At 42.8% G+C, this 21,927-nt stretch carries 14 protein-coding genes; 8 read left to right on the top strand and 6 right to left on the bottom strand.

Going from position 1 to position 21,927, the window contains the following annotated elements:
* Positions 1–134: 134 nt before the first annotated feature.
* Positions 135–443, top strand: a complete 309-nt coding sequence (rpsJ, locus tag ABWT76_RS25445) for a 30S ribosomal protein S10 (RefSeq protein WP_197285216.1) — start codon at positions 135–137, stop codon at positions 441–443.
* Between the two features lie 291 nt (positions 444–734).
* On the opposite strand, the gene ABWT76_RS25440 is transcribed toward rpsJ, so the two are convergent.
* The 3 genes from ABWT76_RS25440 to ABWT76_RS25430 form a co-directional block, all read right to left on the bottom strand.
* Positions 735–2,768: a nucleoside-diphosphate sugar epimerase/dehydratase gene (locus ABWT76_RS25440; RefSeq protein ID WP_156331518.1), complete on the bottom strand. Its 2,034-nt coding sequence runs from the start codon at positions 2,766–2,768 to the stop codon at positions 735–737.
* Between the two features lie 445 nt (positions 2,769–3,213).
* Positions 3,214–6,717, bottom strand: a complete 3,504-nt coding sequence (locus tag ABWT76_RS25435; protein ID WP_354635140.1) for a DUF4347 domain-containing protein — start codon at positions 6,715–6,717, stop codon at positions 3,214–3,216.
* A gap of 337 nt (positions 6,718–7,054) precedes the next feature.
* A complete protein-coding gene (locus ABWT76_RS25430; RefSeq protein ID WP_354635139.1) occupies positions 7,055–10,636 on the bottom strand; it encodes a DUF4347 domain-containing protein in 3,582 nt (1,193 codons plus the stop codon).
* Between the two features lie 139 nt (positions 10,637–10,775).
* Here ABWT76_RS25430 and ABWT76_RS25425 point away from each other — a divergent pair, with 139 nt between their 5' ends.
* From ABWT76_RS25425 to ABWT76_RS25415, 3 genes are all read left to right on the top strand, one after another.
* Positions 10,776–11,744 carry a DMT family transporter gene (locus ABWT76_RS25425; protein WP_354635138.1) on the top strand — a complete coding sequence of 323 codons (969 nt, stop codon included), beginning with the start codon at positions 10,776–10,778 and terminating at the stop codon, positions 11,742–11,744.
* A gap of 212 nt (positions 11,745–11,956) precedes the next feature.
* Positions 11,957–12,688: a RibD family protein gene (locus tag ABWT76_RS25420; RefSeq protein ID WP_054464898.1), complete on the top strand. Its 732-nt coding sequence runs from the start codon at positions 11,957–11,959 to the stop codon at positions 12,686–12,688.
* A gap of 67 nt (positions 12,689–12,755) precedes the next feature.
* Complete coding sequence (locus tag ABWT76_RS25415) at positions 12,756–13,949, top strand: GNAT family N-acetyltransferase (RefSeq protein ID WP_054464804.1); 1,194 nt, start codon at positions 12,756–12,758, stop codon at positions 13,947–13,949.
* 94 nt (positions 13,950–14,043) lie between these two features.
* Here ABWT76_RS25415 and ABWT76_RS25410 read toward each other — a convergent pair whose 3' ends face one another.
* Complete coding sequence (locus ABWT76_RS25410) at positions 14,044–14,937, bottom strand: alpha/beta fold hydrolase (RefSeq protein ID WP_054464803.1); 894 nt, start codon at positions 14,935–14,937, stop codon at positions 14,044–14,046.
* 130 nt (positions 14,938–15,067) lie between these two features.
* Here ABWT76_RS25410 and ABWT76_RS25405 point away from each other — a divergent pair, with 130 nt between their 5' ends.
* From ABWT76_RS25405 to rsmD, 3 genes are all read left to right on the top strand, one after another.
* Entirely contained in the window at positions 15,068–16,579 is a 1,512-nt protein-coding gene (locus ABWT76_RS25405; RefSeq protein ID WP_054464802.1) for a glycosyl hydrolase family 57, read from the top strand.
* Positions 16,580–16,735: 156 nt separating this feature from the next.
* Positions 16,736–17,323 (top strand): YkgJ family cysteine cluster protein, encoded by a 588-nt coding sequence (locus tag ABWT76_RS25400; protein WP_054464801.1) that lies wholly within the window; start codon positions 16,736–16,738, stop codon positions 17,321–17,323.
* Positions 17,324–18,014: 691 nt separating this feature from the next.
* On the top strand, positions 18,015–18,602 hold the full coding sequence (gene rsmD / locus ABWT76_RS25395; RefSeq protein ID WP_054464800.1) for a 16S rRNA (guanine(966)-N(2))-methyltransferase RsmD: 588 nt from the start codon (positions 18,015–18,017) through the stop codon (positions 18,600–18,602).
* A 3-nt stretch (positions 18,603–18,605) separates the two neighbouring features.
* Here rsmD and petG read toward each other — a convergent pair whose 3' ends face one another.
* Complete coding sequence (petG, locus tag ABWT76_RS25390) at positions 18,606–18,701, bottom strand: cytochrome b6-f complex subunit V (RefSeq protein ID WP_072160640.1); 96 nt, start codon at positions 18,699–18,701, stop codon at positions 18,606–18,608.
* A gap of 225 nt (positions 18,702–18,926) precedes the next feature.
* On the opposite strand from petG, the gene ABWT76_RS25385 reads away from it, so the two are divergent.
* Positions 18,927–19,340 (top strand): c-type cytochrome, encoded by a 414-nt coding sequence (locus tag ABWT76_RS25385; protein WP_375341512.1) that lies wholly within the window; start codon positions 18,927–18,929, stop codon positions 19,338–19,340.
* 347 nt (positions 19,341–19,687) lie between these two features.
* Here the strand turns inward: ABWT76_RS25385 and ABWT76_RS25380 are convergent, their stop codons facing one another.
* On the bottom strand, positions 19,688–21,685 hold the full coding sequence (locus ABWT76_RS25380) for an ATP-binding protein (protein ID WP_354635137.1): 1,998 nt from the start codon (positions 21,683–21,685) through the stop codon (positions 19,688–19,690).
* Positions 21,686–21,927: the final 242 nt, after the last annotated feature.

Here is a 21,927-nt window from a genome sequence, read left to right as displayed (position 1 = left end):
AAGTCGATTAGTTGACTGCTGTTTCTCTATTGCCTGGAGTCATCAGTCATTGATTCACTTGAAGACTCCAGCATTTTCAGTCTGACAACCGAACCTAGACAATTGAACTGAGTAAGAAATTAAACATGGCTACTATTGCACAGCAAAAAATTCGGATTCGTCTCAAGGCATTCGATCGCCGCTTACTAGACACTTCTTGTGAAAAGATTGTCGATACCGCCAACCGCACTAACGCTACAGCGGTCGGGCCAATTCCTCTCCCTACTAAGCGCAAAATTTATTGTGTGCTGCGATCGCCTCATATTGATAAGGATTCTCGCGAGCACTTTGAAACTCGGACTCATCGCCGGATTATTGATATTTATCAACCTTCTTCTAAGACCATTGATGCTTTAATGAAACTCGACCTGCCTGCGGGTGTGGATATTGAGGTCAAGCTGTAATTTTCTGAAGATTTATCCCGATTATTTTGCTGGATCGACCAGATAGTTTTTGGGCAGCAAAATTGGGAGTAAAATGTGAATATGCTTAAGAAATATTCATATTTTAACTAATAAAATCAATCCTGATTTTTTAATTATCAAAGGGGCGATCCTAACTAACGGATTGCCCCTTTTAAATTATGAGAATTATAATTGTAAAAAGCCCCCCTTTTTAAGTTTTTAAGGGGGGTTGGGGGGATATTCTAGGGTATAAAAGCAAGAAGTCTATTATTTCAGCTAATGGAAATATCTTCAAGATAGGCGATCGCTTCCCGTAGATCCCACCGCTTTGGGCATGGAAGTAGGCGGAATGAATCTGGGATTTTTTGGCTGAATAATACTGGGTTTATACTCGGGAACTAATCTTTGCAATTCTGTTTTGATTGCCGCAGTTTTATTAGATAGAGCCGCATTAAACAAGACATCTAGACAAGGATGTAAAAATTCCCAATGAATTTTTGGTTCGAGAGCGCAGAAAATCTTCGGGTGTTTTGTAGATCGAGCGGTGGCGCTATCAACCAGCAATTCTTCATGGAGCTTTTCTCCCGGTCGTAATCCGGTAATTTGAATTTCAATATCTTTTCCTGGAGTCAAGCCACTCAATTTAATCATCTGAATAGCCAGATCGTAAATCCGCACGGGATCGCCCATATCCAGTAAAAAGATTTCTCCCCCTTGACTCAAGGCGCCTGCCTGAATTACTAAACGAGCGGCTTCGGGAATTGACATAAAATAACGAGTCATTTCCGGGTGAGTCACGGTAATGGGTTTGCCTTCGGCAATTTGTTTGCGGAACCGGGGCACCACGGAACCACTGCTATCTAAAACATTGCCAAATCTGACGATGGTGAAGCGGGTGGGAATACCGGGGCGATCGGCTAATCCCTGGATAATTAATTCCGCCACTCGTTTGGTGGCACCCATGACATTAGTGGGACGCACCGCTTTATCGGTGGAAATTAAGACAAATTGTTTGACTCCACAGTCAATACAGGACTTAGCAGCGGTTAAAGTCCCTAAAACGTTGTTCAAAATACCGGGTGAGGGGTTTGCTTCTACCAACGGGACGTGCTTATAAGCTGCCGCATGATACACCGTATCAATTTTATATTTGGATAACGCAGAACTAAGCTGGTTTTGATCGGCTACTGAACCCAGGCAAGGTACTTTTGTTAGCTGGGGATAGGTTTCCCCCAACTCCATATCGATGGTGTAGAGGGCAAATTCGCTCAGTTCATATAAAATTAGACATCTAGGCTGCTGCTGGGCAATTTGACGACATAACTCGGAACCAATTGACCCACCCGCCCCTGTCACCAGAACATTTTTACCTGTAATGCTCATGCCCAAGAGTTCTGGGTCTGGTGCCACTTCTTCTCGACCGAGTAAATCAGCAATATCAATATCGCGGATTTCGCTGAGAGAAACTTTTCCAGAGAGAATTTCGCTAATACAGGGGACAGTTTTGACGGGAATGGCAAAATTTTGCAGCCGCTCCAGAATTTCCCGTTTTTTGACCCAGCCCACCGAAGGCATGGCCAATAAAATACTGTCCGCTGATTTTTGGACAATTAGTCTGGGTATGTCTTTCGCCCCATAAACCGTTAACCCTTGAATCATTTGCTTAGTTAATGAAGGGTCATCATCGACGAAAGCAACGGCGTTATATGCTGGATGGATGGCTAGAGATTGAGCCAGTTGAGAACCCGCAGATCCGGCTCCGTATATAATGACTCTCTGTGGGGCAGGACTTTGGCGATCGAGGAAATTGACGGTATTGACTAGCCAACAGATTGATAGCCGCAAGCCACTGACCAAGCTGAGGGTCAGCAGAGCATCATTGATTAAAACTGAGCGAGGTAGTTGTAAAAATTCTAGTAAGTACGCCAGTAAAACAAAAGCACCGGAACTATAGAGTACAGCCTTGGCACTGGTAAATAAGAATTCTAAGCCCGCATAGCGTAGTACAGGTCGATATAACCCCGTTGCCATAAAGACAACGGTCTTGGTGGTAATCAACAAGACCAATAACCAACTGTACTGGAATGCTTCAGAAAAAGCACTAAGGGAACCAAACCGCAGTCCAAAGGCACCGTAAATCGCGATGACAAATAAACAAAGGTCTAGGCTGAGGAGAAGTCCATGCTTCTGTTGCCTAGATAATGAGGCGGCTGCCTTTTTAATGGCAGTTGCCAGAGTTTTGAGTAGCATTTGCTGCATCATGGGAACTGTATCATCTCCTCCAGGGTCACTACAGTTTGATTCCTTGTGACTGTTTTGGAGCATAACGCATGTTTATTCACTAGAGAATCATGTTAGATAAAGATAGTTCCCTTTATTTTCTGGAAACCACTTAAATTTACTTGGATCTTAAGACTTTTTGATCAAATGCTGATAATTTTAGTTAATTAGACCAAAAAAAACAACCTGTGGAGAGGCTGGGTTACATTTTTATGCCCTTGTAAGACATCTGAGATGTTACTCAAGTTATTTGTCTTGATCGGGATGATTTTATATTGACACATAAGTCAGTTTATGGTATCGGGATGACGGTTTTTCACTTCACCCATAAACTTCACCCATTAAGATTCAACCAGATTCAAGCACATTTAAGCCGGTATCAGTTTTAAGCCGTGAGATATCAGCTTTTGGCTGATATCTCACGGTTGATAGCTAACTGCTGATACCTTTTGGGCTGACCTGGCCACGGGGGTTTTGGCTACGGGTTCAGTTAGATTAAGGTAAAACTATTTTCCGTAATTTCACTGACGCTTACCCCGATCGCAGTCACTAATAGGCGATCGCTCACGCGAATAAATGTATTACTTTGATCGCCATCTATAGTTAACTGGTCAAGGGTTAAACCACTGGCTAACCCAATCTTATCTTGCCCTAATTCAAAATCAAGAATTGTATTACTACCGTCTTCAGCCCGGAAGACAAAAGTATCAAGACCTTCGCCTCCCATTAAGGTATCATTCCCTAAGTCACCACTAAGGAAATCATCCCCAGTTGAACCGCAAAGGTAGTCATCATTTTTGCCTCCGTGTAAGGTATCATTCCCAGCCCCACCACAGAGAAAATCATTTTCTTGATTGCCGTTGAGAAAATCATTATCTTCACCGCCGTAAAGGGTATCATCTCCTAAGTCACCAAATAAAATATCTTCCCCTAGGTTGCCTTTAAGAATGTCGTTATCTTTTCCCCCATGTAAGGTATCATTGCCCGCCCCGGCATCTAAGAAATCATTGCTTTGATTTCCATTCATAAAGTCATTGCCATCTCCACCCAGCAGGGTATCATTGCCTAAATCCCCAAACAAGATATCATCGCCAATATTGCCGAATAAAACATCATTATCTTGCCCCCCATAAATTAGGTCATTTCCCCCGTGACCATCAAGGAAGTCATTGCCCATATTCCCGTGCAATGTATCATCGCGATCGCCGCCGAAAATATTGTCGTTGCCGCTCATTCCCCGGATAAAATCATTGCCGCCAAAACCTTGTAATTCTTCAGAAATATCGCTACCAGTGATTTTGTCATCTACATCTGTACCATTCAGGATGCTTTCTACAATATTCGGGGTGAAAGTTGGGGTAGAAACTTCTTGGCAACCACAATTATTTTGACTAGCATTACTTGAATTATCACCGATGGTTGCTATCTGGCTATCCGGTAAAGGTTCTGATGGCAGTACCACACCAATATTATTAGTTCCCGAACCTATGGGAGAATTTGTACCGGGGTCTGTTGTACCGGGGTCTGTTGTACCGGGGTCGGTCGTCACCGTAGCAGCAATGGCAAAATTAAAAGGATTTTCATCACTATCATTGGTAGAAAAAGATAGTTCACCGGATAAAGCAGTTGCGCTGGTGGCATCTACTTGAACATCAAAGGTTGTTTGAGAACCTACGGCCACGGTTGCTGGTAAAGTGCCGACCAAACTAAATCCAGTTGGCAGTTGTAAATTACTCATATTTAAAACAGCATTTCCCGTGTTTTTCACCGTAAATGTTTTAGTAATGACGCTGCCAACTGGGGTGCTGCCAAAATCTAATGGTGTAGTTGTGCCATCAACAATATTATTAGTGCTTCCAATAAATTCAATTTCTGGCAGCATCCCTGGAAATTCATAAGCACCAATATCCACAATGGCTGTGCCATTATTATCTCCATCAACCGGACGATTTTGGCCATTTTGATCGGTGGTCGGTGCGCCGGTATTGACTCCTGCATCAATGGCGGGACTTCCGGATAGTAAAGCATAAGATAATTGGCCATTGCCATTATCTTGTAATAGGCCGATTTTGGGGTCAGCAATGGTAATATTTGCCGTGACGGTGACATCATCCGCAGCGGTGGTTTGTGGACCAGGCCATTCAATGTTGCCACCGCCGTCGAGAAGTTGACCACCAGTTTGGTGTTTAATATTCCAAGGATTTCCCCCTTGATTGTTGTTAAAAATTGAATTAGTTGCAGTGGTATTTTGATTGTTTCCCCAAAACGCCCCTCCCATAAAAGCGGCATAATTGTCGCTGATTGTACTATTAATAATTTGGGCTGGTTGGGTGGTATTGATCGAGATCGCACCTCCGACCCCAGTGCCACTGCCATCGGCTCCTTTGAGGGCTTGGTTGCCACTAAAGGTACTATTTATAATGGCGGTTGGCGTGCCTTCTCCAATCCACAAACCACCCCCCTGAGAATCAGCAATGTTATTAGCCAAGGTGGTTTTAGTAATTGTTAATTGACCATTTCCGGCTCTTAAACCACCGCCGAGGGCATCTCCTTTGGCATTTTTAATTACCGTGTTATTAAGAATGGTACTTTCTTCTACAATGGCTTGATCTGGGGGATACATAAATAGAAATAAAGCCCCGCCTTGACCAGCCCCCTGATTGCCTTCAAACCGACTTTGGGTAATCCGAATTGTCCCAGGATTTATGCCATCGTTCGGGGAAGCTCCATCGGTATAAATAGCGCCACCATAACCATGATTTGCGGTTAAGCCTGGGGTTGAATTATTATTCAGAAAAGTGGATGTTTTGATCGCTAGTTGGCTGAGGAGATTGTTAATTGCTCCCCCATTAATGCCTTTATTGTTGGTAAATTGGCTGCCTTGAATGGTGGCTTGACTATCGCTCCAAATTAAAATTGCCCCGCCACCATGTTCGCTGAGTTGACTATTATCATCTAGGGCTTGACTGCTATCATTGTTGTTAAATTCACTATTAATAATTGTGAGTTTACTGCGATAACCACTATAAATCGCTCCTCCACCTAAACCGCTGGCTTTGTTATTGTTAAATGTGGTATTTTCTACGGTGAGGGTGGTTTGTTGGTCGGTTCTAATTCCCGCCCCGGCACCAGCTTTGCCAATTCCCGTAGTTTGACCATTGGCAATGGTTAAATTTTTTAGGGTTAAATTGGTGGGTTGAAAGTCGGTAGTCCAACGCAGGTCAAATACGCGAGAAGCATTATTACCACTAATGGTTAACCCCGCCGAATTGCTACCATCAATAATTAAGTTTTTATTGATGTCTATTTGTCCGGTGGTCAGGGTGATGGTCTGGTTTGCTAGACTAGAATCAAATTGAATGGTATCCCCAGAATTCGCAGTGGCGATCGCTTCTCGCAGAGAACCAGCGCCACTATCCGCTAAACTGGTTACGGTAATAATTCCCAAAACTCCGGGGTAATTATTCCGAAAAGTTACTGATAAATTAAGGGGATTTTTTACTACACCTGTGGTATAATTTAAGTCCCATGTCCCTCCTAAATTATGATGACCAATCAACCCATCTGTAGCGGCAATAGTCGCTTGAGTGAGTTGACTCAGTTTTTGGATAAACTTTGCTCCATATCCCGCCGCAATTTGACAGCTATAAAGGAAAATTTCTGGGATGTTCCATTGTTGAAGCTGCGGGGCGTAATGGTTGAGATTAAGTTGATTGATGGCGCGATCGCCTAAGTAAAGACAACCGGGACGACCATGAGCAAATAAATAAATCGCATCAATTTTACGATTTTGTTCCTGATAGTTTTTCAGGATGTTGGTGATTTGAATCAGGCGATCGCCCGTCCCATCTAGCACTATTACTTCTGCTTGATTCTTGATACTCTTGACTAAGATGGGATAGTTTTCAATGCTGGCATCAATGAAAACTACACGATTTAATTGAGTGAAAGTTTCAGGGAAAGAAAAATTAGCGGAAATTCCAGGATAAGCCATACTACATACTCCAGGGGACAATTAGCAGGTAGACACACTCCTAGAGTTCTGTGAGATTTTTCACAGAAAGATTTCTGTGAAATAGTTCTGTGATTTTTTTTGATGCGATCGCCCGATGTCTGGTTTGAATTATCCGTAATTTTACGGATGCTTTTTGGTAAAATTTTAAATCTACCGATAACCTTAAAAGACTATAATTCTGAAAAAAGGTTTCTGACCGGATTTGACTGGTAATAATTTATTTTGTCACAATAAAAGGCTGTAATTAAACAGCCAGAACAAAACTAATAATTACTTAGGGCAAGCGTTCCAACATGAATAGTTGAATCAACGGATTTTAAACCAAAGTAAAATTATCAGCGGTCATGGCACTGACATCCACTCCATTGACGCTGACTAATAGGCGATCGCCCGTGCGAATAACTGCATTATTTTGATCGCCATCTATAGTTAATTGGTCAAAGGTTAAACCACTGGCTAATCCGATCTTATCTTGCCCTAATTCAAAATCAAGAATTGTGTTGCTACCGTCTTCGACCCGGAAGACAAAAGTATCACGATCTGTTCCTCCCATTAAGGTATCATTGCCTAAGTCACCACTGAGGAAATCATCCCCACTTCCTCCATTAAGAACGTCGTTTTCTTTGCCCCCGTGTAAGGTATCATTTCCTTCGCCACTACAGAGAAAATCATTGCCTTGATTGCCGTTGATAAAATCATTTTCTGCGCCCCCGTAAAGGGTGTCATCTCCTAAGTCACCGAATAAAATATCTGCCCCTAGGTTGCCTTTGAGAATGTCATTGTTTTGACCACCATGCAAGGTATCATTGCCCGCCCCGGCATCTAAGAAATCATTGCTTTGATTTCCATTCATAAAGTCATCGCCATCTCCACCCAGCAGGGTATCATTGCCTAAATCTCCAAACAAGATATCATCGCCAATATTTCCGAATAAAACATCATTATTTTGCCCCCCATAAATTAGGTCATGTTCCGCTTGTCCATCAATGAAGTCATCGCCCATATTTCCTTGCAATATGTCATTCCCGTCGCCGCCGAAAATGTTGTCGTTGCCACTCATTCCCCGAATAAAATCATTACCGCCGAACCCTTGTAATTCTTCAGGGATATCGCTACCAGTGATTATGTCATCTAAATCAGTACCATTCAGAATTTTTTCTACAATATTCAGGGTGAAAGTTGGGGTAGAAACTTCTTGGCAATTGCCAGAAAAATTGGCAGTATTATTGGCGATCGCATCACTATTACTGCCTCCAGTTAAAGAGTCTGATGGCAATACTACACTATTATTATTAGTTCCAGAATTTATCGGAGAATTTGTACCGGGGTCAGTCGTACCGGGGTCAGTCGTACCGGGGTCAGTCGTACCGGGGTCAGTCGTACCGGGGTCAGTCGTACCGGGGTCGGTCGTACCGGGGTCGGTCGTACCGGGGTTTGTCGTCACCGTAGCCGCAATGAAAAAATTAAAGGGATTTTCATCACTATCATTGGTAGTAAAAGAGAGTTCACCGGATAAAGAACCGGCGGTATTAGCATCTACTTGGACAACAAAATTTGCCTGAGAAGCAGCGGCCAAGGTAGCGGGTAAACTGCCGACTAAACTAAATCCAGTTGGCAGTTGTAAATTACTCAGATTTAATGCCGCATTGCCAGTATTTTTTACAGTGAATGTTTTAGTAATTATGCTGCCAACATTGGTACTACCAAAATCCAATGGTGTAGTGGTGCCATCAACAATGTTATTACTGCTTTCAATAACTTCAATTTTTGGGGCTTCTGGGGCAGCCAGAGAAAATTCATAAGCGCCACTGTCCACCATAGCTGTGCCATTATTGTCTCCATCAACCGGACGAGATTTGCCATTCTGATCGGTAGTCGGTGCGCCGGTATTTACTCCCGCATCAATCGCAGCACTTCCTGCTAGTAAAGCATGGGTTAATCTGCCATTGCCATTATCTTGTAATGGGCCTAGTTTGGGGTCGGCAATGGTAATGGTTGCTGTGGCATTATAATCATTCCCCAAATTTGTCAGTTTTGCTGGCCATTGGATGTTGCCACCTAGGTCAGTTAATTGGCGATTTGTATGTTGTTGAATGTTCCAATCATTTGGCCCATTATCCGCCGTGTTGTTAGCAAAAATGGTATTTTTGACGCTGACAGCTTGGTTAGCAGACGCTACCAGGGCACCGCCAACCCACCCGGCGGAATTGTTGGCAAAGGTGGTATTAATAATATCTGTTGGGCCACCAATGGCCATTGCCCCACCGTTACCACTGGTGGTTTGACTGAGGGCTTTATTCCCGGAAAAAGTGCTGTTGGTAATAGTGGTGGGAGCGAAATTAAACCAGACTCCACCCCCGGAATTAGTAGCGGTATTATTGGCAAATGTGGTGTCAGTAATTGTGAAGCCTTTATTGGCTGCATTGTTTAATTGCGCGATCGCCCCGCCATTTCCGGGAGCACCGCCATTTGGCAGTTCTAAAATTTGATTATTGATAAAGTTGCTGCCAGAAATTACCACATTATCTTGAGTGCCGGTGTATAAATAAGCTGCTCCACCTTCGCCCCGACCTTTGTTGCCTTCAAACCTACTATTAATAATCTGAATTGTTCCCGATGTCGCGTCACTATTTGTGCTGGCGCGGTCAGTATAAATCGCCCCGCCATAGCCTCTTAAAAATGGATTTGATTTGCCAGTATCGTAGAAAGCTGTGGTGGTATCGTTGTTGATAAATGTGGAATTTTCAATGGTGACTTTGGCATTGAGACTGTTAATAGCGGCGCCATTAATCCCTTTGTTATTGGTAAAATCGCTATTTTTGACAATCAGGTTATTTGGCCCCCAAAAGGCGATCGCTCCTGCCCCCCGTTCATCGTTGGCAGCAGTGGCAGTATTACCGTTAAATTTACTTTTGTTAACGGTGAGATTGCCTTCAAAAGCGATAAAAACTGCCCCACCTCCTTTGTCGGCCACATTATTATTTAATTGGACATTTTCCAGGTTGACACTGCCTTGGTGTTCCGTAGCGATCGCCCCGCCCCGTTCAGGGGTATAAGCCTTTTCTAGGGTTAAATCTTTGACAGTTAATGTGGTGGGATTGACTGAAGTAGATTTCAGCAAAAATATCCGGGAACTATTATTCCCACTGATGGTTAAACCCGCCGCGTCTGCACCGTCAATGGTGAGATTTTTGCCTACGGGAATTTCTATCTGACCAGTGGTAAGAGTAATGCTTTGATTGGCTAAATTTGAGGCAAATTTAATCGTATCCCCATTTTGGGCTTGGTTGATGATTTCTCGCAGGGAACCCGACCCACTATCCGCTAAACTGGTGACGGTTAACACTGCTAAAATTCCGGCGTAATTTTCTCGGACTTTAGCGGCTAATGGATTGGCACTTTTGATTTCTCCGGTAGTAAATTCTAAATCCCAGTTTCCGCCATATTTTCTACTACCAATTAAACCCACAGATGCGGCGACATTCGCTTCCGTAATTTCACTGATTTTATTGACAAAATCACTACCGGATGCAGCGGCAACGTGGCAACTATAAAGCAGTATTTCTGCCGCTTGCCATTGTTTTAATTGCGGGGTATAATGTTCTAAGTTTGATAGGTTAATGCTGCGATCGCCTAAGTAAAGACATCCCGGACTCCCGTGACAGAAAATATGCACCGCATCAACCCTACCAAATTCTGCGGTATATTCGGCGATCGCTTGAGTAATTTTGTCTATACCATTGTCAGTGCGATCGATGACAAAAACCGGGCTATTCTCAGCTACTCCAGAGAATAAAAGCTGCCAATTATCTAAACGGCTATCAATAAACGCGATCGAATTTCCCGGAAAATACTGATTATGAATTTTTGTCTGACTGGCAAATAAATTAGCTATCATTAGGAAGACTCCAGAACACTCTTATTCCCTGATACATACTCGCCGGTCGTTTATCAGGACAATTTGAAAAAATTTCAGCCAATTCCAAAAAAAGTAACCGATTTAGATTTAATTTAAATAAAATAGGCGTACAATCATAATGCCGTCTACTTTTGATTGTATGCTGGGATTTGCCATTGTTCTGCTGGCCTCGTTTTTTTTCTGTTTCCAAAATGTGATTGTCAGAATTCTCTTTAATCAATACACAATGTTTGGAGAGTTTATCATTGGCGGATATGTTCTCCCCACTTTAGAAAATTCTTTTTTGCTGCTGTTTATGCGAATGCTATTAGTGGTGCCATTAATGGCAGGTTTGTCTAGCAAACTCTATTCCAACACTTGGCAAGATATTCGAGGATTAAATCAGTCTGAATCCCGCATTATGTTGTGGCGATCGCTTGCTGGAGGACTGTTAATGTTTCTCTATTTAGCCCTACTTTATCTCTCCATTGGCTTAATTGAAACGGGAATTGCCATGACGCTATTTTTTACTTATCCCGTCTTTACTGCCCTATTTTCTTGGCAATTCTTTGGCAGTGCTCCCAGTCGGTTTCGCTGGCTAGTGATGGGTCTAATTTTATCTGGCATTTTTCTGACAATTCCCCATCACCAAAGTAGCGACCAGAGTTATAGTCTGGTGGGGGTAATTTTGGGCATTGCATCGGGCATTACTTATGCCCTTTATACGGTGAATGCCCAAAAAATATTTGAGGACAAAATGCATCCAGTTCCCTTTACTTGGATCAGTTTTGCTACTACTTTGGTACTTGCTGGCATCAGTTTATTCATTTGGCATAACCCTGAATCTGAAATGAACTGGGCACCGCTGTGGGTGGGCGGACTTTTATCCGCGATCTTCACTTTGACCGGACATTTGATGAATAATTTTGGCATTAGTTTAATCGGGGCAACTTCTGCCTCTATGATTAGCGCTACTAACCCAGCTTTGACAGTAATTTTGGCCTGGTTTACAATTCAAGAAACCCTGAATTATTGGCAATTATTCGGTGTGATAATTGTGACATTGAGTGTCGCGATGCTCAGTTTAGAACATCGGCGATTGCCGTAAATCATAAACAAAACTAGACAAAAATAAACAAAAATAGACAATTTTTGTAGAGGCAAGCCTTCGGTGTTTGCCTATATAGCGGTTATTATTCTGAGTACAGACATTTTCTGGATTCCCGCCTTCGCGGGAATGACAGTTTTTTTTACTTTATAACTCTGAAAAGTGCTATGCTATATTTTGCGAATAAATGTTAATAATTAATTTTTATGATTATGAACGAAAATCGGTTAAATCGACCACATACGACGGTGGTATTGGCTATGAGTGCTGATGGGAAAATTTCTGATGCCATGCGATCGCCCATCTTATTTGGTTCTCCCGCCGATAAAGCCCATTTAGAAACACAGGTTGCCCTAGCGGATGCGGTGTTAGGTGGGGCGGGAACTCTGCGGTCTGGCGGTTCGGCTATGCCCGTAAGCAATCCAGAATTATTAGCCCACAGAAAGCAACAGGGAAAACCTCCACAACCGATGCAAATTATTTGTTCGCGATCGGGCAAAATTGACCCGCAAATGCGTTTTTTTCAGCAACCGATTTCCCGTTGGTTAGTCACCACTAAAATAGGAGTAAAAAATTGGCAATCACAATCATCCGCTGATGAATTAAATGAATTAAATAATAAATGGGAGCATATTTTTACCTTTGAAACTCCAGAAGGAGAGGTGGATTTATTGGCGGCTTTAGCCCATTTTGCTCAAATGGGACTCGAACGCCTAGCGGTTTTGGGCGGTGGTGAACTGGTGGGTTCTTTGCTGACCATTGATGCCATTGATGAGTTATGGCTGACCGTCTGCCCTTTACTTATTGGGGGCGATCGCGCCCCAACGCCGGTAGATGGCCCAGGCTTGCCCACCCAGATGGCGCCCCGCTTGCAACTCTTGGAGGTTAAAGAGGTGGATCAAGAGCTATTTTTGCACTATTCAATCAAAAATCGAGTTTCTTAGGTTTTAGTTAGCTTTTCCCGTGACATTGGATTAACCTAGAGTTTAAACCCTCTATTCTTTTGTGGTTATGCTAGAACAGATTAAATCTCATATTTCTGTTGCCTGGATTCACAGTATTCAAGAAATTCCCCAAGAACCTTGGGATGCAATGGCCATGCCTTTAAAAACGCCTTTTTTAGAGTGGAATTGGTTGCATAATCTCGAAAGATCCAATAGTGCGGTGGGAAAAGCTGGCTGGTTGCCCACTCATTTAACCGTGTGGCGAGGAAAAGAACTAATTGCTGCTGCCCCGCTTTATTTAAAAGGTCACAGTTATGGGGAATTTGTTTTCGATCATCAATGGGCTGATTTAGCCTATCGTTTGGGCATCGAATACTATCCCAAAATGCTGGGCATGAGTCCATTTACCCCCGCTACGGGATATCGATTTTTAATCGCCCCTGGAGAAGATGAAGATACATTGACCGAGTTAATGGTCAGGGAAATTGATCGCTTTTGCGATCGCCAAAATGTATCCGGTTGCAATTTTCTCTATGTCGATCCAGAATGGCGTTTAGTTATGGAACGTCACGGGTTCGTCAGTTGGTTGCACCATAGCTATATTTGGGAAAATAAAGGTTTTAATACCTTTGATGATTACCTAGGAATTTTTAACGCTAACCAACGGCGGAATATTAAACGAGAACGGAAGGCGATCGGGCAAGCGGGTTTAGTGGTAAAAATACACCACGGCGAAGACATTCCCCATAGTTTATTTCCTCAAATGTATAAATTTTATAGCGACCATTGCGATAAATTTGGCTGGTGGGGCAGCAAATATTTAACCAAGAATTTCTTTGAAATGCTGCATCATAATTATCGCCACCGAGTGATATTTATTGCCGCTTATCCCGAAGGGGAAGAACATCACCCGGTAGCTATGTCTTTTTGTGTGACTAAAGGCGATCGGCTTTATGGGCGATATTGGGGCTGCAATCAAGAAATTGATTGTCTCCACTTTGACGCTTGTTACTATTCACCGATTGAATGGGGGATTCAAAATGGCATCCAACTTTTTGACCCAGGGGCAGGGGGACAACATAAAAAACGCCGAGGATTTCCTGCTATGCCCAATCATAGTTTACATCGCTTTTATAATCAGCGTTTTGGTCAAATTTTACGGCCTTATTTAAATGAAGTCAACAAAATTGAACAACAACAAATCGATGCCATTAATCAGGATTTGCCTTTCAAACAAACCTTACCTGAACTAAAATTTTGATGAATAAATTTATATAATATAGTGGTGCGTTACGGCGGATTTTAGATTTGGGAAAATGTCTCCAATTCCTGTCACCGCCTAACGCACCCTACCTTTAGGCTACAAAATCAAGAATATGTTTAGCGGTAATTTCCGCTTGTTCCAAGTGAGGCACATGACCGCAATTTTCAATCCAAATTAACTGACTATTGGGTATGACTTGGGTAAATTTTTCTGCATCACCAGTGCCTAAGATTATGTCAGAATCTCCCCACAAAACCAGGGTATCTTGTTGAATTTTGGCAAATTCATCAGTGTGATTCGCCAAAAAATTATAACCCCCACTTTTGGTAAAATCAATTAGGGCTTTACTCCACCCCGGCATTTGTAAATGCAAGGAGGCACAAATGTCAGAATCGGTAGTAGCAAATTTCGGGTCTTTGTAAGCATTAAGGCTAATTTTTCGCCGCACATTGGCATTTCGCAAAAATTCAGTCGCCAAATATCCCAAAGGGGGAATTAAATATTTACCGATCGCTGGCCCTTTGGCAAAACCCGCACTATCAATTAGTACCAATTTTTGCACTGCTTCTGGATAGGTGAGAGTAAAATCAAGGGCAACCCCCCCTCCCATAGAAACCCCAATTAAAATCATCGGCTGACTAATCAGAGTTTTCCAAGTGTAATAGAGATGAGTTTTAATCGCAGTGGGATTAAAAGGAGTGCCTGCCATTCTGTCGGTAAACCCAAACCCTAATAAATCGATCGCATAAGTTTGGTAATGAGTTGCGAGTAATGGCAAAAGTCGTCGGCTTTCCAATAAGGAACCATCAAACCCATGCAGAAATAATATCGGTGTACTGCCATTGCCTTGACAAACATAAGAAGTAGCAATGGCTTCAGGGGTCAAACTGGTGACAATATCTTGGCGCTGAATTTTTTCCGCCAGGGAAATTGAGGTTGATTCCGTCAATTTTTGCACGTCGGATGGGAGAAAAGAGGCAAACACAATTTTTAGGTGATTTATTCAGAAAATGTATTTTCTCTATCCATGATATATTATATAAGTATAAGTTTGCATTCTATGTAAATTTTTTACAAAAAAATACCTGGACAATTATCTGGAAAACTAAAAAATTATGATAGCTACAGCAACGGATCGGACTTTACCCCATTTAAGCCCATCGATTGATGGCTGGCCGAATATCTGCGGGTGGGAAGCAGACGTGCAGGCGATCGCCACCCAAGATCGACCCGTATTTTTGTCAAAGACGAATATTAAAATTGAGGACATTAAAGCTGCATTCGCGATCGCGCTACATATGCACCAACCGACGATTCCTGCTGGGCAAAATGGCGAACTAATTAGCAACCTTCAATATATGTTTGAACATCCCGGAGAAGGGGATAATCATAATGCGGGGCCATTTGCCTATTGCTACAGTCGCATGGGAGATTTTATTCCCGAATTAGTGGCTAATGGCTGTAATCCTCGTGTGATGTTAGATTATTCGGGAAATCTCCTCTGGGCTTTTCAACAAATGGGGCGAGAAGATATTCTGAATAACCTGAAAAAAATTACCTGTAATCCCGAATATCAACCTTATGTAGAATGGCTGGGAACTCTCTGGAGTCATTCCGTAGTTCCCACTACTCCCATTCCCGATATCAAACTACATATTCAAGCATGGCAACATCATTTTGCCGCAATTTTTGGCTGGGAAGCTTTAGGGCGGGTTAAAGGATTTTCTCCCCCAGAAATGCACTTACCCAATCACCCGGATACTCTATTTGAATATATCAAAGCCCTGAAAGAATGTGGCTATCGCTGGGTGATGGTACAAGAACATTCCGTAGAATCTTTAGATGGGTCTTATTTGCGGGAAAAATATCTGCCAAATCGCTTAGTTGCCCGCAATTCCCACGGGGAAACTATTAGCATCACCGCTTTGATTAAAACCCAAGGTTCTGATACTAAATTGGTGGCGCAAATGCAGCCCTATTATGAGGCTAAAACTCGCGATCGCCAGAAACCGGGTTTTTTAGAAAAACCCGGTTTCTCTAATAATTCTATTCCCGCTTTAGTCACCCAAATTGGCGACGGGGAAAATGGCGGGGTGATGATGAATGAATTTCCCGATGCTTTCAAGCAAGCCACCTATAAAATTCAGGCAGAAGGTGGGGTAAAAGCGGAGGTGGTGGCTTTAAATGGCACCGAATATTTAGAATTAATTGAAGCTGCCGGATGTCACCCGGAAGATTATCCCCCTTGTCAGGCGATCGGGCAACATTTAATCTGGGAACGAGTGGATTTAAATCATTGTACCCCGGAAGCGGTAGAAAAAGCTATCCAAGATGCGAAAAAAGAACATCATAATTTTCATGTTGATGGGGCTTCTTGGACAAATCATATTAGCTGGGTTAAAGGATATGAAAATGTCCTGGAACCGATGAATCAATTAAGTGCCAAATTTCACCAAAAATTTGACCCTTTATTAGCTGAAAATTCAGCAATTACTCGTCAAGCAGATTATCGCGAAGCTTTGCTGTATAATTTATTACTCCAAACCAGTTGTTTTCGCTACTGGGGGCAAGGAGTTTGGACGGATTATGCGCGGGAAATTTATCGTCGAGGTGAAGCTTTGATGTAATCCCTAGAAATTCGGTCTGAGGTGGGCAATGCCCACCTAGGAATTCCCCGTAGGGTCGGCAATGCCCACCCTACGGCGATCTTTTTGGGCAAAAATACGCTAAATTTAGAATGATTTTATTTTTGCCTCTAAGGGGTAGGAATTTAGCCTAATTATATGAATGCCGATGTTATTCAGCAAGTAAAAGAAATTTTTGCCCAAATCGAGGGACAAACTGCCGTATTGCAAGCCGCAACTGGGTTAAATTGTCCGGCTGGTTGCGGTCGTTGTTGTGAAAACCCAGAGGTGGAAACGACGGTGTTAGAAATGATTCCCTTGGCCTTAGAATTGTGGCAACGAGGAGAAGCTTTGGAGTGGCTTTCTCGATCGCAAGCCGTGGAAAACCGTGGCCCTTGTGTGTTCTACCAACCTGACCCTTTTGTACCGGGAAATGGTCGTTGTTCTGTTTATGAATTTCGTCCCAGTCTTTGTCGTTTATTTGCCTTTGCCACGGTGACAAATAAACAGGGAAAACCGGAATTAGCCGCTTGTATTCGGCACAAAGAAATGATGCCAGAAACCGTCGCGCAAACCAAAGCCGCGATCGCTGATGGATTACCCGCCCCGAATTTTGCTGAAATATCTATTCAATTGGCCATGCTAGATCCATCGGGAATTGAAAGATTTCCCATTAATCAAGCTTTAACATTGGCTTTGCAACGAGTGGGTTTAATTGCCCAACTTACTGGTGATGGCGGTGAATGATATTTTGCCAACAAAATCGCCGCCAAATCACTGTAGGGGCAAAGCATTCCGGCAAATAATTTATCGGGAAAAATATTAACCTTAGTACCGGAATGCTTCGCCCTAACCGCCGATAATTTTATTTTCATGGCTGTAGGGGCAAAGCATTCCGGCAAATAATTTATCGGTAAAAATATTAACCTTAGTACCGGAATGCTTCGCCCTAACCGCCGATAATTTTACGATGGAGGTTGTAGGGGCAAAGCATTCCGGCAAATAATTTATGGGTAAAAATATTAACCTTAGTCCCGGAATGCTTCGCCCTGACCACCGATAATTTATGGCTAAAAATATTAACCTTATTCCCGGAATGCTTCGCCCTAACCGCCGATAATTTTATTCATCATAAACATCTAAGGGCGAAGCATTCCGGGATTAAATTTATCGTTTTCACCGCCAAATATCTGCCGGAATGCTTTGCCCCTACAATTAAGGGCGAAGCATTCCGGGATTAAATTTATCATTTTCACCGAAAAATATCTGCCGGAATGCTTCGCCCCTACAAAAATTTGTGTTTTGCTCAATTAAGGGCGAAGCATTCCGGGATTAAATTTATCGTTTTCACCGAAAAATATCTGCCGGAATGCTTCGCCCCTACAAAAATTGCTTTAATGCTTTAATATTAATGGAAATTTAGAATTACGCCTAATTAATGAGCTTAAGAATCTACGGCAATCGCCTATTAAAAACCGTACCCGGACAGCAAACTCGCCCGACCTCAGCGCGAGTCCGCGAAGCTATTTTTAATATTTGGCAGGGAAGTATTTCCGGCTGTCGGTGGTTAGATTTATGTGCCGGGGCTGGTTCGATGAGTGCAGAAGCATTGTGTAGAGGGGCTTCTGAGGTAGTAGCGATCGAACAGTCCGGTCGGGCTTGGGGAATTATTCAAGAAAATTTAGCTAAAGTTGCCAATGATGAGCAATCTTTTCAAGTTTTACGGGGGGATGTGGTCAAGCAGTTGAAAAATCTGGCGGGTCAACAGTTCGATCGCATCTATTTCGATCCGCCTTATGCCAGCGATTTATATCAGCCAGTGATTTCCCTAGCCGCGTCTCTGCTGGCGCCCGATGGGGAAATGGCCGTCGAACATGACCGCGATATGCCTCCGGTATGCTTTGGCGATCGCGACTTATCCCCAGAAACCGATGAAGCACAAACGGATCGGCCAATCTTAGAAATTTGCCGACAGAAAGTGTACGGAAATACTGCCGTCACCTTCTATCGGCTAGTTACAGACTAGGGTTTACCGCTGATACTGTTGATAAGCCGCGACAAATAAACCAGTCAAAGTCACAAAAATCAGTCCCAGGACGATACCAGAAAGTAAGGGTTCTACCACGTTAAGTCTCCTTGTTACAAGTCAGAGATAAGATACAACAATCGTTAACCTTTATTACCAGTTTCTCATAGTACCCCGTTTCTAAGCTAGATGCTTGTCGATGAAATTCTCGGTTTTTTGGCAAAATCAGGGATCTGGTCTGCCCACACCCTTGCTTGTTAGGTGCGGAAATATTAAGCTATGTAATGGAATTAAAAGTTATATTTAGAATCTTCTTTAACCAAAGTGCTCTTGGATAATCAGGTAGGTCAACTGGAAAACCAAGCTGAGGCGAACCGCCGCAGTTTATCAGGTCAGCATACAACCAGAATCCTGCTTCTGGCGCTTGTCTTGGCATTCGGGCTGACTATTACAGCGATCGCGCTTCAGTATCAGGTTTCCGATCCGTACACAAAAACCGTTCTCTCTCTCAATGGCGACTCCGTACAGGGACACGCCATTTTTCAAATGAACTGCGCTGGTTGTCACGGCCCCCAGGGGAAAGGCCAAGTTGGGCCGAGTTTGCACCATGTTGCTGGGCGTAAATCTCGCCCTCAAATTATCCATCAAGTGATTAGCGGTCAAACCCCACCCATGCCACAATTTAAACCCACCACCCAAGAAATGGCTGATTTACTCAGTTATGTGGAAAAACTTTAGATTTGTTGTTGGTGGTTGGTGGTTGGTGGTTGTTTGTTGCTGGTTGTTTGTTGTTGGTTGGTTGGTGGTTGGTGGTTGAGTATTTTCAATCCAAATAATGAATAATAGACTTCTTGCTTTCCCAAGTCAAAAAGCCCCCCTTTTTAAGGGGGGTTGGGGGGATCGAAATCGGGATGAAAGCCAGAATTTTCTAACGAATAGCCAACAACAAATAACTAACAACTAACAACTAACAACTAACAACAACCCCCCCAACCCCCGTCAACGGGGGGGCAACTAACAACTAACAACTAACAACTAACAACCAACAACCAACAACCAACAACTAACAACAAATATTATACCAATTAAACCCAGCCTTTAAACTCAGACTCAATTAAAGATTTTTCTATCTTGATATATTCGCTGCGTGATGCCGCTAAAATATGTTTCATCATCACAGGTTCCCCCGCATCCGCCGCAATAAAAGCCGCATTTAAGGCAATATTTTTAATATTGCCCCCAGCCACAGATAGCTGGGCTAATTTATTCGGTTTCAAGCCTTCTGTAGGAGTTTCTGGGGGAAAAATTCTTGCCCAAATTTGCTCTCTAGCCTTAATATCTGGGTAGGGAAAAGAGATAATAAAGCGAATTCGGCGTAAAAAGGCTTGGTCTAATGACCCTTTTAAATTAGTCGTTAATATAGCTAACCCTTGGTACGCTTCCATCCGTTGTAATAAGTAGCTGACTTCCACATTGGCGTGGCGATCGTGACTGTCTCTGACTTCAGTTCTTTTGCCAAATAAAGCATCGGCTTCGTCAAATAATAACACCGCCCCACCGGACTCAGCCGCATCAAAAATCCGCCGCAAATTCTTTTCGGTTTCGCCAATATATTTACTGACCACTACACTCAAATCAACCCGGTACAGATCGAGGCGAAATTCCTGGGCAATCACTTCAGCGGCCATTGTTTTTCCGGTGCCACTCGAACCAGCAAATAAAGAAGTCATCCCTAAACCGCGATTATTTTTATTGGCAAATCCCCACTGCTGATAAACTTTAGCCCGCTGTCGAAATTGAGCGGCAATTTCTCGCAAAATTTTTAGTTGGGGTTCCGGTAAGATTAAATCTTCCCAGGTAGCTTTGGCGTCGATTCTTTGGGCGATATCATCTAATCTTGGTCGCGCCATTGTCCGGCAAATATTCCACAAATGATGAGATATTGGTTTGGTATCGGTGGATTTGGCTAATTGATTTTGATTTTTTTGCAGAGAATTACAAGCGGTTTTAATGGCTTTTTGACTTAGGTTAAATTGAGCGGCGATCGCCTCCACATCTCCATTCAGTTCCGCCGCCAAGCTACCCAAATTTTTATTTAACAATTCTAACTGTTCTGGATAACTAAGCCCCGGAATATCCCAGGATATCAGAGGATTTCGCGGATGATAAATTCGCTCTTCCGTGGAGATAATTAAAGGAGTCTTTACATCGTCAATAAATTGTAAAACCGCCCCTAGTTTCAGGGGTTCCCTGAGATTTAATCCGTCACAGTCGAGTAACAAGATACTTTTGGTCAGGGCAAATTCTCGCTGCCACCGATGAATAATATAACTAATATTTTCTTGATCCGTGGGCAGGCGATCGGCCAACAAAACTTTTACCGGGCGATTCATTCTCTGGCAAACCGCAGAGGCGATCGCTCGTTTATCCGCCGTTTCCCAACCGCACAATTGCACCATAGATGAGTCCATTGATGAGTTCAGTAAATCATCCCCAGAATCCATAATTGCCAGCAACTCTTGAACAATTTTCTCATGGGAATTGGGTAAAGTCTCAGGGACAGAATCCTCTAGAGATTTAATTAGATGAGAGAGGCGATCGTCCTGATAAATTTCTCCCATCAAATAATGTAAAATACACTCATCAATTTGTAACGGACATTGGGTAATCACCGTCCCCGTTCCCACCTGCAACAATTGCCAACGTCTTAAAGGTGCATGGGGGGTAAAAGCACTCCAATGGGCATTAGGAAACAATTGCAAACCTAGGCCAAAAGTAGGGTAAGGCATTTGGGGATTTTGGTGCAACTGAGTACAAAGAAAAGAAAAATCAGGAAACACCGCCACCCCCACCCCCATTAACAACAGATAAACCTCAAAAGCAGAAAGGTTAAAAGTGGTGCAAACTTGTTCTAACGCTGTAGGTGGAGATAATTCAGGAATTTCCACCAATGGTAGTTCATTCGGTGGCGCCACGCGAGCGGGATTTTGTTGATGCTGCCACTGTTGCTGCAAGAATTCCTGTAAAACTTTAACATTTTTTAACAAAAAATGAGAATTCACTTCAAACCATTTATGATTCATTTTACTGCCTCACTATTGCCTCACTATTGTCTCAGGATTTATAATTAGGGCATTTTCTAATTGTAATCAGACTTTATTCATCAAACCGGGTTGTTATTCTACATACCCTGCGGCTGGCAAAATATTAAGAAATATTAACCAAAGACTTTTAGAGAAAATCTTGACTTAGGATAAGATATTGATTCTTACAACTATCACAAAGTCAAAAACAAATTGTCTCCCTTTTTCTCTCTTTGTCTCCC

Source organism: Planktothricoides raciborskii GIHE-MW2, from assembly GCF_040564635.1.
In the GTDB taxonomy this organism is placed as follows: domain Bacteria; phylum Cyanobacteriota; class Cyanobacteriia; order Cyanobacteriales; family Laspinemataceae; genus Planktothricoides; species Planktothricoides raciborskii.
Note: the sequence above shows the minus strand (reverse complement) of the source record. Positions and strands in the feature narration are given on the sequence as shown.